Source organism: Paenibacillus contaminans (assembly GCF_003285015.1).
Lineage (GTDB): Bacteria > Bacillota > Bacilli > Paenibacillales > NBRC-103111 > Paenibacillus_V > Paenibacillus_V contaminans.
In genome coordinates this window covers 52872-66162 of record NZ_QMFB01000026.1, presented here as the reverse complement: position 1 = coordinate 66162, position 13291 = coordinate 52872, and the positions used below count along the sequence as shown (strand labels likewise).

The window sequence follows — 13291 nt, the reverse complement described above, 5'->3', positions numbered from 1 at the left end:
ACTCCGAAAGAGGTATACAAACGTATATAAAAGTATGAAGAATGTATATAGAGGGGATAGGGAACGGGGCGGTATACTGAAACCGTAATCCGTGCCATACGCACGCATGATAGGCGAGACCTATAAGCTTTGCCAGATGATTTGATGAAAGGGCTTTCTTAATCCCTGCATGGCGTGAGCAAAAAGGAGGTGAAGCGAGATGTCGGGAATAGGAGCCTCAGGGTTAATCTGGATAGCTGCAATTGTTATCCTGCTATTTGGTTCCCGAAAGCTTCCCGAGCTGGGGAAGGCGGTAGGGAGAACACTACGTGAATTTAAACAAGGAACACGAGAATGGACTGATGACGATGATGAGGTTGATGCGCAAAGGAACGCGTCAAGCAAACGTCTTTCCGACGGCAGGATACAAGAGAATTGAGGATGCCGGAGTTAATCGGGAAGTGTTAACCATGAAGGGGGAATGAGCGATGAAGCTCCGGGCATTATTTTTGCTGCGGGCTGTTTGTGTGGTCGTTATTACGACGCTGCTAGCTGGAAGTCTTTGGTCTTTACAGGTTAAAGCGAATGAAGCGGCTTCCTATCTGGTCCATGCGGGAGTAGGCCCGCATGCCGTAGCGGTCAACACGCTGACAGGCAAAGTATACGTAGCCAATGTCGGCAGCGACAGTGTAACGGTAATCGGGGATAGCGAGGAGCCGGGAGGCGCAGCGGTTGTTGCAACTGTAGCGGTGGGGACGGCTCCTTACGCACTGGCAGTCAATTCGTTGACCAATACGATCTACGTGGCTAATGTAGACGACGATACCGTCACCGTTATTGACGGCGCGACGAACGGTACGTTCACGATCCCGACGGGCAAGCAGCCGGTTGGCGTTGCGGTGAATGAAGCAACGAATAAAATTTATGTCGCCAACATGGGCAGCGATAATGTAACCGTCATTGACGGAGCTACGCACGGAACCGTGACAGTTGCCGCTGGCAGAAGTCCGTTTGCCGTAGCGGTCAACGGGGCGGCGAACAAAATCTATGTGGCGAACATCGATAGCGACACTGTCACCGTCATTGACGGCGCGGGAAATACGACAACTTCCATATCGACAGGCCTCGGTCCGAATGCGCTAGCAGTCGATCCGATAACCGGCAATGTATACGTAGCCAACTTTTTCAGTAACAATGTCACGGTCATCGACGCCTTAACGAGCCAGACAACCGCCATTTCGGCTGGCGCAGCTCCGAATGCGGTTGAGATTAACGAGGTGACAGGGAAGATTTATGTTGCGAATGATCATGATAACAGCGTGACGGTTATTGACCGTACGAATCATAGCGCTGTGACGGTTGCGGTTGGACAAGGGCCTGACGGGATCGCGGTCAATACGGAAACAAACAGAATCTACGTGGCGAATTACGAGAGCGGCAGCGTGACCGTTGTGAACGGCGCGGATCATACGACGTCGACGATTGCAGTCGGAGAAAGTCCGATCGCCATTGCCGCCAATGCCGGAATTGGCAAGGTTTACACCGCAAACTTCAATAGCGGTGATGTTAGCGTTATCGAAGAAGAACGTGCCGCTCTGCCGAAGAGCGCGGCGTTAAAAGCTTTAACTGTAAGCGAAGGCTCCTTAAGCCCGGCATTCCAGCCGAATATCGAGGCGTATACGGTTCAGGTCGAGCATGCTGTCGCTCAACTGGTTGTGGCGGCTGAAACGCTCGATCCGGCTGCGAGCATTTCGGTAACAGGGAGCGTATACGGAAATGAATTGTCGCTTCCGATTGACTTGCAAGTTGGCGCCAATGAGGTCTCTATCGTCGTTCAGTCGGCTGATGAATTACAGAGCCAAACGTATCGCTTGACGATTGTGCGGCTAGCTGTCGATGAACCCGGGCAGCCTGCGCGTTCCGCCAATGCCGAGCTGACGCAAATTCTCGTAAGCGCCGGTACGCTTCAGCCGGCATTTACGCCTTCCGTGTATACATACGGGGTAGATGTCGGGAATAACGTGACGACGGTCAGTGTTACGGCAAGCACCTATGATTCTGCTGCTGCGATGCAGATTAGCGGTCAGCTGCATGGCAGCGGAGTTCCGTTTGTCGTCAGTTTGCAAACAGGTGCCAACCATGTACCGATCATCGTTACGGCGGAGGACGGGATAAGCAAAAGCACCTATATGCTGACTGTACGCCGCGCGGAACAAGTTCAGCTTCCAGGTACACCGCATGAAGAGAAGAACGAGCAGGTTGTGACACCATCGCAGCCACAGCCGAAACCGGAGCTGATCGTAGAGACGGCGAACGGCTTGATCGTCAAAAGCGAAGCGGCTGCATATACCGTCTCGACAGCGGCAGATGGGACCACAATGCTTACTGCGCTGCTGGATGGCGATGTGCTGACGAAGGCGTTCGGCATGTTGACAGAGAAGGCGGAAGACTCCCGAAACATCACGTTTACCATAACGGGTACGGAAAACATTCGCAAAGCGGGAATTCCGGCTAACGTAATCAAACAGGCGGCGGTCGTTCCGAATACGGTTCTGTCCATCCAGGCAGGCGATGTTGCTTACAATCTGCCGGCGAACTTGCCTGCGCTTGCGGCTATTCTGGAGCAGCTCGGAAGCGATGCGGACAAGGCTGTCGTGTACGTAACGATGGCAACCGTTACAGGAGATGCCGCCAAGCAAGTGGAGGATCAGGCGAAAATGGCGAGGGCGCGTGTCATCGGTCCTGTTCTGGACTTCAGTTTGAGTCTACAGACGCCAGATCGTACCATAACGATTTCCGATTTCGGCAAAACATACGTGACTAGAAGTATTTTGTTGTCGCGAGCCGTTGATCCGGCAAAGGCAACAGGCTTGATGTTCGACGTAAAGTCGGGAACCTTATCCTTCGTGCCGTCTGTGTTTACGGCAACGGACAAGGATGAGACAATCGTCAAGATGTTGCGTCCTGGAAACAGTCTTTATACGGTGATCGAATTCCGGGCATCGTTTGCCGATGTGCGCGAGCATTGGGCTGGCGCCGATATTGAGCTGCTTGCATCGAAGCTCATCGTGAACGGCATGACAGACACAAGCTTTGTTCCCGGGAATTCCGTAACGCGCGCGGAGTTCGTCAGTCTTCTCATTCGCGCGCTTGGGCTGCAAGAAGATGCGGCGAATGCAACACAGTTTCAGGATGCAGCGTCGCACGACTGGTTTGCAGGGGCGCTTGGCGCAGCAGCGAAGGTCGGGATCGTTGGCGGCTTCGAGGACAATACGTTCAGAGCCGACGAAGCGATAACGCGCGAGCAGATGGCGGTTATGCTGCTTAAGGCGCTGCGCTTTACAGGGCAGCAGAACACGGTAATCGACAAGCCGGGCTCTGCCTTGACAGCTTTTGAAGATCGCGGAGAGATCAGCGCTTGGGCGAAAGCTGCGGTGGAACAGATCGTGCAAGCTGGAATCATGAATGGCCAAGCAAGAGATTCTTTTGCACCGGATCATCATGCGACCCGAGCTGAAGCGGCGGTTGTTGTCAAAAGACTGCTGCAAGCAGCGTCGTTCATCAATTAGACAGAAGCTGTCCATACGAGGCTGTCCCAAAAGGGTGCGCTCAAGTGAGCGAATCCCATAAATGATGCAAAAGAACCTTCAAAACCACTATGTAAGTGGAATTGAAGGTTCTTTTGTTACACGAATTCACGTGTGAAGTGGGGGCCGAAAACTCCGAAACGACTTTTGGGACAGCCCCGTACTGGTTTTGGGGCATGACACATGCATGCCGGGAGCGCAGCCTATTTGTGCGAACGAGTGTCGCCACGCGCCAAAAAGAACCGTCCGATGAACGTTCCGTACGGTTCTTTTTGCAGGATCAGAAACGCCTACAGCCTGGCTTCCCATTTCCATATGAGGCCGTTTGCCGCAGATCCTGGAGCGGCGGCATAATAGACGATGATGTTCGATGAATCCGCTCCTACATGTTGAATGCCGGATGCTTTGGCGGATGCAGGGATAACGTTATAGAAGTTTGGCGTATTCCCCAATCCGTGCGGGATGTAGAAGGTTGCTTGACTGCCGTCGGCCGATTGCACGCTGGTTCCTCTTTTTACGTTCTGCTCCCCAACGACCTGGCCGTCTGAATCGGAGGTCGGTTCTACGCCTTTCTTGATCCGCAGAGAACCGAGAGCATCCACCCACAGATGAGAAGCTTCGCGGGATGTGGAATCCGTGAATTTGAGCAGCCCTTTGTTCCATGCGCCCACGATATTGATGCTGCCGTTCGTCGAGTAGCTGTCCCGCTTTTCTTGACCGTTTGTTAGCGATTTCATTTTTGCTCCGGAAATCGAGACTTCTCCGAGAGTCGTGCAGACGGTCTGGGCATCATCGAGATAATCCCGATTCGTTGACAAGCCGTTTATGAATAGCTTCGCGCTGTTCGTAATTTCGGCGAATTTAGCGCCCGGATTCCCGACGATTGCCATATCTCCGCCCGTAAGGGTCAGCATGGAGCTGTTCTTGACGCTGACCGCATAGGTTTCGCCCGCTGCCGGTCCGTAGTAGTTATAGGTCATAAAGCCTACGACGTTGACGGAGCTGGATAAGCCAATAGACGGTATGTTATAAACGGACAGGAGCGTGCCGGTGGCTTCTTCCGTGCCGCAGCCGCTAAGCGTCAAGGCAACGCCGCGAAGCTGGTAAATAAACTCCGGAGGATTAGCGGGGTTGTAACCGATATAATCTGCTCCGCAAGCGATGAAGTTGGAATAGGAAACATTAATTTTCCACGCCCACTTCTCACAGGCTCCCGCCCAGCAGGAGGTAACGGTATGGCTCGTGCCGCCGCCGCCTTGCGCATCGTAGTCGCCGCATACAAAGCCTTTGGTTACCCAGCGCGATGATACCCGCTCCAGCGTTACCATCCACGCGTTCACCGTATAGTAGCCTGTGTCGGCATGGCGATATTCCACATTTTTTTGCGTAAGAAAATAAATTCGCGGCGCATAGAAGCAATAGGACGCATTTTTGGGTAACGTTTCAGGCGCCGCTCCGCGCTTGGCCATGATCCCCTCGATATGGAGGTATCTGACGTAGTCATTGTTGGGAGCCAGCGCGATAATGACTGCATCGACATTGTAATTATCCACAGCGCTCCACATCGTTCTCGTGCCTAATGTGGCGGCCGTTACGGTCGTTTTCTCAATAATCGTGGATTCCGGTCCTTCGCCGACCAGCGAGTCGCCCGTTTGCACAACGATTGGAGCTGACGTCAAATATTTTCCTTTCGGCATAAAAACGGTGCCTCGCTTGGCGTCGATCGCTTGCTGAATGGCGGTCGTGTCGTCATGACTGCCGTCGCCCCTGGCTCCGAACCATTTTACATTTACCGCGCCGTCAAAAATTCGTTCAAACCTTGCCCCGGATGTCGAAACGAGAAGCGTGCCGCCGTTATCCGCAGAGGTCGTATCCGCCGGATTGTAACGGAACATCCCTTCTTGCTCCGGATCGGTGACATAATACAAGCTTTCGATATCCAGACTGCTGCTTAGCGCGCGCAAATCGGCAATCGTCGTGTAAACGAGCAAATTTTCCACCATCAAATCCTTCACTTTCTTGCGCCGCTCGACAGGCTCGGCATGAGCGGTGGAAAGCGCGCCGCCGATCAATCCCGAGGAAGCGAGCGCAACCCCTGCCATGCCTAGCGAAGCAAGCATTTTTCGTCTGCTGACCAATTCCTTTTTCCCCTCTGGTTCCTTGTCCGTCTGTTGCCGGTCCGTTCCTTCCGATTCATTGCGCATAGTCGGTTCCTCCTGTAAATGAGAGATGGAAGCTGATACATGGTTCACAGGTACAGTGTATCGTTTGGCGTGCATGCGCTTCCATACGCACTTCTCTACTTTTATTTACATTTGTAAACCGTTTCACAGGTTTCGGTATTCCTGCGGCGTCATATTCATTTGTTTCTTGAAAAAGCGGATGAACGACAAGGCCGAATCGTAGCCGACTTTCTCGGCAATTTCGTAAATTTTGAAGTGCGTGTTCTTGAGCAGCTCCTTCGCCTTGTCCATCCGGCACATGTTCACATAGTCGGATATGCCGACGCCGGCCGTCTGGATGTAGAGGCGCGACAGGTAAACCGGGCTTAAATGGACGATTTCCGCAAGCCGCGCCAGCGACAAGTCCTCGGCGATATGCTTCCCGATATAATCGTTCAGCCAGAGAATCAAGTTCTCTTTGCCGATCTCCTTCGTCTCCGCCGCTTTATGCGCGAATATGCGATCCGCCATTGTCGCGAAGGATGCTTTCATCTCCTCCCACGACAAATCGGGATCGGTCTGCGTCAGCTTGCCCAGCTCGACTATGGCAAATAGCGAAGGGTTTGGCGGATGGAGACGGAAGTAGGAGAGAAATACCGAAGCGAGCGTATGATGCACTTCCAGCTTCAGAAATCCGGAGGCGGACTGGCGGGCAGGGTCATCCATAATTTCCTCGTAGAGCTGGTCGAATTCCGCTTTCATGCCGGTTTCCAGGTAATGGCCGAGCAGCTCGATTTTTTTGATGACGAAGCTTTGCATCTTGTGCTGGGCTGCCGCGGCGGCCGACGGATTGTCCGCGGCAGCCGATTTTCGGTCTGTGAGCCGCAGTTCTTTGCCTGCCCCGGCATGGCTCAGGAACAGCGAGCGCAGTTGGTCGAACGCCTCCGGCAATTGGCTGAGCGGCACAGGCTCCGCGCCTAGCGCGAAGGAGAATTGCAGCTTAAGCAAATCGCGGCAGGTTGACTGAAGGAACGGGAGCGATTCGAATACGAAGGAGAAGGTTCGTTCCCATACATCGGCCGGTACAGCCTCCTGCCGCGCGGCGTTCAAGCACGCTTTCGGCTGGAGCAGGCAGGCGATTTTGGATTCCTCCACCGTCGCCGAAACGATGACAACCGATACGCCGAGCAGTTCCTCCGCCACATTCCGCGCGGCATAGAGCAGCAGCTTGCGGTCGGCGGCGCCCGTTATCGTTCCCCAGTCATCGGCTCTGCCGACCAGCACATAAACGGGCATGTCACTTTGCAACGGGATGTCCAGTTCACGGAGCGTCTCCTTGCCGCCGTGAATGTCCCTTCCTTTGCCGTACAGCAAATGGGACAGGGCCTGCTCTTGAAGCAGAGGAATCATCTGCCTTTTCTGCATTTGAGCCTCGTGCAGCTGCTTCAGCGCGGCATATTCGTCGTGCAGCGCCGCGACTGCTTTTTGCACGGATTCGATAATGACCTCGTCGCTCTCGAACTTCAGAATAAAATCGAACCCGCCGCCCGAGATCGCACTTTTCGCATAATGAAATTCGTCATAGCTGGTCAGAAAAATTACTTTGCATCGCGGCCAATATTTACGAATCTCATGTAGCAGCTCGATGCCTTCCATACCCGGCATTTTAATGTCGGTCAGCACGATGTCGATCTTGATCTTCTTGAGCAGATCGAGCGCCTCGAAAGCCGAATACGCCTTGATCAGCTCCAACTCTAATTGCTCATGCTCGTCAATCAGCCGCACCATGCGGTCGACAATAATCGGGAGATCGTCCACAACCATCATTCGGTACATCCCGCATCCTCCGTATCTTCCTGTTGTTGGTCTGAGATCGAGAACGTCATCATGACGCACAGCCCGCCGAGCTGTGAACGGCATAAGATCAGCCCGCTGTTCGAGCCGAACATGAGCTGCAAGCGGCGGTGGACGTTCAGAAGCCCGGTCGGTTCCTCGCGCGGGACTGCCCTTGCGGCGAGCTGCGCCGACAAAGCGGCGATTTGCGCATCGTCGATGCCGGTTCCGTTATCCTCAACGAAGATCATCAGGTTATCGTTATCCATTTTGTGATGAATCCATAGTTCGCCGTGGGCAGGGTGACAGACAAGCGCATATTTATAGGCGTTCTCGATAATCGGCTGCACGATCAGCCGGGGAACCGGCATGAGGCTTAGACGATCGGGGAGCGGCTCCATTTCGACGTCGATCCGTTCGCCGTAGCACAGCTTTTGAATATCCAGATACGTTTGCGCATGCTGCATTTCGTCCCGAAGCGGGATATGATCTTCCGCGTTCTTCGTGATGAAGCGATAGTAATCGCGCAAATATTGAACAAAGCCGTATGCTTTGGTATATTCCTTGTCGGTGATCAGGCCACCCATAATAAAAAAGCAATTGTACAAAAAATGCGGATTAATTTGCGCCTGCAGCCGCTTCAATTCCGATCGCTGCGAGCTGATTTCTTTCTCATATACTTCATGAATCAGGATGTTCAGTTGGGAAACCATACGGTTAAAACCAGCGAACAAGTAGTGGAACTCGTCCTGAGCCGTATTTTCCGCAACCGGCACAAAGCGTCCCTGCTGCACCATCCGGAAGGCGGAGACTAGCTTGCGAAGCGGGTTATGAATAATCCGGTATGTTGTTAACGCAAGCAGCACAATGGCGACAAGCGAGACGACAAGGATGATCCATACCCATTTTTCATAGCTCCGCAGTCCCCCCAAAACCTTATCCTCCGGGATAAAAACATATAGGGAAAGCTGCAAAGGATCGGATGTGGTGTAGGATTCCCAATAGGTCGTATTTCCCAGCCTGACGGAGCCGGATCCGGCATGAGCGCCCTCTGACCGTTTATCCTCAGCCAGCGATTTCAGATTTTGCAAAGTCGATTCGTCCTGGGTGCTGGACAACGTCCAGTTTTCTTTCGCATGAACCAGCAGAAAATCCCCTTGCTGCGGGCTTACAATGTTTCGCAAGCTGTTTTGCAGTTGGTCGACGGAAAGCTCCAGCATGACCACGAACAAGGGAGGGCGCTCAAAATCGGCGTTCAAGGGGTAACGCAGGCTCAGAAAGAAGCGGCCGTCCTGAAGCTGGACGATGCGGTTCGGGTCCACGTTGCGGGACAGCCGATCGACTTCATCGGGGTTTTGCAGCTTGTCGTAATCGGATACGCCGCCTGGCGAAATCAAACGGTTCATCTGGGGAAAATAAATCATCGGCTTCTCTACGAGCGTGCTGGAGGCTTTAACTAGTTGAAGCCGTTTTTGCAGGGTAGTCACTTTGTCCAGAAGAGCCGGCGCAGACAAGTCGTCGGATACACCGATCAGCATCGGGTCTTTATCCAGCAGCAGCTCGTAAAAAATTTGCGAAAGCCGTTTCATTTCCTGCTCGAGATTTTGCATATAGAAGGCGTCGCGGCTGTTCACGGAATGGCTGATTTCACTGCGAATGCTTTGCGAGCCCTTCAGATTGAGAAACAGCGTCATCCCGTAAAACGGCAGCAGAACAAGCAAAAACGTCAAGGATAGCTTGGTGAAAATCGACATTCGCACAATCTTGTCCCCCCGTCGCTCTTAGTAGGACTTATCATAAGGACTGCCCGGCGGCTCGTCAAGACGGTCGCCTGCGAAGTAGTATACAAATGCATATAAAAGTTTAGGAATGCCTGTAGTTGTTAAGCCGCCTCGTCTGTATAGTTAATGGCAGGCAAGCGAATTCATCATCCACGAGGGGGAAAAGAAATGGGTTCCAATTTAAGAAAAAGTTTAGCGCTTTCCTGCCTGGTTGCTATATTGCCTGCAGCTGCGGCATGCAGCAGCGCGAACAGCAACAAGCCGGCTGAAAGCTCCGCGTCGCCGAAAGCGGTGGAATCAGCCAAACCAGGTGGGTCTGCGAAGCCGGCGGATTCGGCGAACGCGGCTGATCCGGCTGCCAAGTTTGATCCTCCCATTACGGTAACGACGGTCAGAGGCAGCGCACCGGAGTTGTTTTTTCCGGGCGAGACGATGGATAAAAATGCAATTTACGATGCGTACGAAAGAGATCTGGGCGTGAAGCTCAAAAACAATTGGGTCGTGGACAACAAGGAGTACTTTTCCAAGCTGAAAATCAGCATTGCATCCAACGACCTGCCGGACTTCTTCAAAGTATCGGCTGCTGATTTAAGCCAACTGGTCGAATCCGACATGGTGATGGATTTGACAGAAGCCTACCAGAAGTATGCCACCGACAAGACGAAAAAAATGCTGACGGCCGACGGCGGCAAACAAATGAAATCCGCTACGTTCAACGGAAAGCTGATGGCGATTCCGCAAACGAACAGTCCGTTCAATGCCGCTGAATTCGTCTGGCTGCGCAAAGACTGGCTGAAGGAAATGAACTTGCCGGAGCCGAAGACGATGCAGGATTTGCTGAAAATATCCGAGGCGTTTGCGACGAGAGATTCGGGCGGCAAAGGGAAAATGATTGGCCTCGGGATGGACAAGGATGTTTTGAAGAAGCCGGTCGGTTTTATGAACAGCTACCATGCATACCCTGGCCAATGGTTGAAAGACAGCTCGGGTAAACTGGCCTATGGCAGCATTCAGCCGGAAGTGAAGACGGCGCTTAAGCAGTTGCAGGATCTTTACAAGGCGGGGCAGCTTGATCCGGAAATCGCGGTTAACGACAATGCGAAGCTGATGGAGCAGGTCGCGAATAACCGCGTAGGCTTGATGTTCGGTGCGTTCTGGTACAGTGCGGCCATGCAGGACGCCGTGGTCAAGGATAAGAAGGTAACGCAGGATTGGGGCGTCTACACGATTCCGTCCATTGACAGCCAGCCATCAATGTCGCAAGTTTCGGCCGGCATCGACACCTTCTACGTCATTAACAAGAAAGCCAAAAATCCGGAGGCGGTTTTCAAACTGCTGAATCAGTGGGTCGGCGTCTTGACCGGAGGATTGCCGAAAGACGGAGAGCCGCGCGCGGTTTACAGCTTCGGCAAAGAGCTTAAGGATACGGGCAAAGAGGTTTGGGCGGTCAACCCGTTTACCGTTCTTCTGCAGGACTTGTACATCCAGGGCGGGGAGCATATCGCGAAAGCGGTGCAAACGAACGATCCTTCGGCGATCGAATGGAGCGGCGACCTGAAAAACCGCTATGAGCAGGTTAAAAAGTTCAATGCCGGCGATACAACCTTCTGGCTGCAAAGCAAAATTGCCGGCGAAGGCGGATCCTTTGCCAAAATGTATGACTACTTCAAGCAAAACCGTTATCATTTCGACGAATTTTACGGCGCAGCAACTCCGACGATGGTCGAACGGAACGAGCTGTTAAAGACGAAGGAAGAAGAGCTGTTTACGAAAATCATCATCGGCAGCGTGTCGATCGACGAGTTCGACAAGTTTGTTGCAGAGTGGAAGAAGCTGGGCGGAGATAAAATCACGGAAGAAGTAAACGCTTGGTACAGCAAAATGAAGTAAAGCCAATAAACAATCGCTAGGGCGTGTCTGGAAACTCCGAGGACAGCAGATTTTGCCGAATTTTCGTTCTAGGCAAGGCGCGTTTGTGAAGGCGTACCGGGGGTACGTCAAGCAAACGGAACGAAGCATAGGGCGAAAAGGTGGTGAAAGATGCACCTGAGCGAGTTTTCAGACACGCCCTAGGGCGAGAAGAGGGGGAACGTGTACTTCTCGCCCTCCGGTTTTGGAGGACGCAGGAAAGGAGAAGAACCTATGATGTCCGCTATACGGAAATACTGGCCGCTGCACGCGATGATTTTACCGGGCTTTCTGATCGTGCTGATTTACAGCTATGGCCCGATGTTCGGGCTCATGATCGCCTTCAAAAAGTTTATGCCGTCCAAAGGAATTTGGGGCTCCCCTTGGGTAGGGTGGGACAATTTTCAGTTTATTTTATCGCTCCCGGATACTTCGCAGATTATTCGCAACACGATCATCATTGCCGTGATGAAGATGATAGCCGGATTAGTCGTGCCGATTACGATCTCTCTCCTGCTTAACGAGGTACGGAAGGCTTTGTTCAAGCGAACCATTCAGACGTTGATCTATTTACCTCATTTTTTGTCGTGGATTATTTTGGGCGGTATTCTGATCGATCTCTTATCTCCCTCGCAGGGGATTGTGAATAAAGTTTTGGGCTTGTTCGGCGTGGAACCGATTTTCTTTCTCGGCGATAATCGCTGGTTCCGGTTCACGCTGGTGACGTCCGATGTGTGGAAAGAATTCGGCTTCAGTACAATCGTCTATTTGGCTGCTCTGACGAGCATCAACCCGGCGCTGTACGAAGCCGCCGAAATAGATGGGGCAAACCGCTGGCGTCAAACTTGGCATATTACGCTGCCGGGCATGCTGCCGATCATTGTGCTGCTTGGCACGCTTAGCCTCGGCAACGTGCTCAATGCCGGATTCGATCAGGTGTTTAATCTGTACAGTACACCTGTCTACGAGACCGGCGATATTATCGATACGTTCGTGTACCGGATCGGCATCCAGAAAGCGCAGTATGGCATTGCGACGGCGATCGGCTTGTTCAAATCGGTTGTTTCTCTGGTGTTTATTTCCGTATCGTATATATTGGCTTATCGCTTCGCCAATTACCGAATCTTTTAAACAGCTTGTAAAGGAGGGGGACCGATGGCTACTAAAATGACAAGCGGTTATCGCCTGTTTTCTATTATAAATGGTTGCTTCTTGTTGCTCTTGTCCATTACTTGCGTTCTTCCTCTCCTTCATATTCTAGCTATTTCGTTTAGCTCGGCGTCCGCCGTAACCGCCGGCGAGGTGACTTTCTGGCCGGTCGATTGGACGACGGCCGCCTATGAGAATGTGTTTGGAAAGAAGGAATATCTGGTTGCTTTCTGGGTATCGATCAAGCGGGTTGTGCTAGGAGCGTCAATCAACATGCTGCTGACGATCTTGATCGCCTACCCGTTGTCGAAGGAAAATAGCCAGTTTCCGGGAAGAACGATTTATGCGTGGTATTTTGTCTTTACGATGCTGTTCGGCGGCGGTCTGATTCCGTGGTACATGATTATTAAGGATACAGGGTTGATGGATACGATTTGGGCGCTCGTTATTCCTTCTGCCGTCCCTGTCTTTAACGTGATCGTGCTGCTTAACTTTTTTCGCGGCTTGCCTAAAGAGCTTGAGGAATCGGCCAAGCTGGACGGCGCCGGGTATTTCGGCGTGCTGTGGCGGATTTTCGTGCCACTCTCGATGCCGTCGTTAGCGACTTTGCTGCTGTTTGCCGTCGTCGCTCATTGGAACAGTTGGTTCGATGGCCTTATTCTCTCGAATCGCACCGAGCATTACCCGCTGCAAAGCTTCTTGCAGACGATTATTATCAAGCTGGACCCTGCTTACCTGACGCCTCGGGATGCGGAATTGCATGCGCTCGTAAATGACCGGACAAGCCGGGCGGCGCAAATATTCGTGGCGGCGTTTCCGATTTTAATCGTGTACCCGTTTTTGCAGCGTTTCTTTATAAAAGGCATTGTGCTGGGCAGCGTCAAGGAATGAG

The 13291-nt window shown here is 52.5% G+C and carries 8 protein-coding genes; 5 read left to right on the top strand and 3 right to left on the bottom strand.

Annotation, left to right across the window (positions count from 1 at the left end; all coding sequences use genetic code 11):
• Window positions 1-199 precede the first annotated feature (199 nt).
• Window positions 200-418: a twin-arginine translocase TatA/TatE family subunit gene (locus DQG23_RS31460; RefSeq protein ID WP_113034999.1), complete on the top strand. Its 219-nt coding sequence runs from the start codon at window positions 200-202 to the stop codon at window positions 416-418.
• Between the two features lie 49 nt (window positions 419-467).
• A complete protein-coding gene (locus DQG23_RS31455; protein ID WP_113034998.1) occupies window positions 468-3548 on the top strand; it encodes an S-layer homology domain-containing protein in 3081 nt (1026 codons plus the stop codon).
• Window positions 3549-3856: 308 nt separating this feature from the next.
• On the opposite strand, the gene DQG23_RS31450 is transcribed toward DQG23_RS31455, so the two are convergent.
• From DQG23_RS31450 to DQG23_RS31440, 3 genes are all read right to left on the bottom strand, one after another.
• Window positions 3857-5770, bottom strand: a complete 1914-nt coding sequence (locus tag DQG23_RS31450) for a glycosyl hydrolase family 28-related protein (RefSeq protein WP_202865978.1) — start codon at window positions 5768-5770, stop codon at window positions 3857-3859.
• 123 nt (window positions 5771-5893) lie between these two features.
• Window positions 5894-7564 carry a response regulator gene (locus tag DQG23_RS31445; RefSeq protein WP_158560790.1) on the bottom strand — a complete coding sequence of 557 codons (1671 nt, stop codon included), beginning with the start codon at window positions 7562-7564 and terminating at the stop codon, window positions 5894-5896.
• Window positions 7552-9315, bottom strand: coding sequence for a sensor histidine kinase (locus DQG23_RS31440; protein ID WP_113034996.1), 1764 nt, complete (start codon window positions 9313-9315; stop codon window positions 7552-7554). Before DQG23_RS31440 ends, DQG23_RS31445 begins: the two co-directional genes overlap by 13 nt.
• 195 nt (window positions 9316-9510) lie before the next feature.
• On the opposite strand from DQG23_RS31440, the gene DQG23_RS31435 reads away from it, so the two are divergent.
• The 3 genes from DQG23_RS31435 to DQG23_RS31425 all read left to right on the top strand — a co-directional run bounded on the left by DQG23_RS31435 (window position 9511) and on the right by DQG23_RS31425 (window position 13290).
• The gene (locus DQG23_RS31435) at window positions 9511-11232 is read left to right on the top strand and encodes a type 2 periplasmic-binding domain-containing protein (RefSeq protein ID WP_158560789.1); all 1722 of its coding nucleotides are present in this window, start codon (window positions 9511-9513) and stop codon (window positions 11230-11232) included.
• Between the two features lie 252 nt (window positions 11233-11484).
• Window positions 11485-12381 (top strand): ABC transporter permease, encoded by an 897-nt coding sequence (locus DQG23_RS31430; protein WP_113034994.1) that lies wholly within the window; start codon window positions 11485-11487, stop codon window positions 12379-12381.
• A 24-nt stretch (window positions 12382-12405) separates the two neighbouring features.
• Entirely contained in the window at window positions 12406-13290 is an 885-nt protein-coding gene (locus DQG23_RS31425) for a carbohydrate ABC transporter permease (RefSeq protein WP_113034993.1), read from the top strand.
• Window position 13291: the final 1 nt, after the last annotated feature.

What these genes read in the sequence shown, in the direction of transcription:
- DQG23_RS31460 (WP_113034999.1), top strand. Translation starts at nt 200, where the DNA reads ATGTCGGGAATAGGAGCCTCAGGGTTAATCTGGATAGCTGCAATTGTT.
- DQG23_RS31455 (WP_113034998.1), top strand. Translation starts at nt 468, where the DNA reads ATGAAGCTCCGGGCATTATTTTTGCTGCGGGCTGTTTGTGTGGTCGTT.
- DQG23_RS31450 (WP_202865978.1), bottom strand. Translation starts at nt 5,770, where the DNA reads ATGCGCAATGAATCGGAAGGAACGGACCGGCAACAGACGGACAAGGAA.
- DQG23_RS31445 (WP_158560790.1), bottom strand. Translation starts at nt 7,564, where the DNA reads ATGTACCGAATGATGGTTGTGGACGATCTCCCGATTATTGTCGACCGC.
- DQG23_RS31440 (WP_113034996.1), bottom strand. Translation starts at nt 9,315, where the DNA reads ATGTCGATTTTCACCAAGCTATCCTTGACGTTTTTGCTTGTTCTGCTG.
- DQG23_RS31435 (WP_158560789.1), top strand. Translation starts at nt 9,511, where the DNA reads ATGGGTTCCAATTTAAGAAAAAGTTTAGCGCTTTCCTGCCTGGTTGCT.
- DQG23_RS31430 (WP_113034994.1), top strand. Translation starts at nt 11,485, where the DNA reads ATGATGTCCGCTATACGGAAATACTGGCCGCTGCACGCGATGATTTTA.
- DQG23_RS31425 (WP_113034993.1), top strand. Translation starts at nt 12,406, where the DNA reads ATGGCTACTAAAATGACAAGCGGTTATCGCCTGTTTTCTATTATAAAT.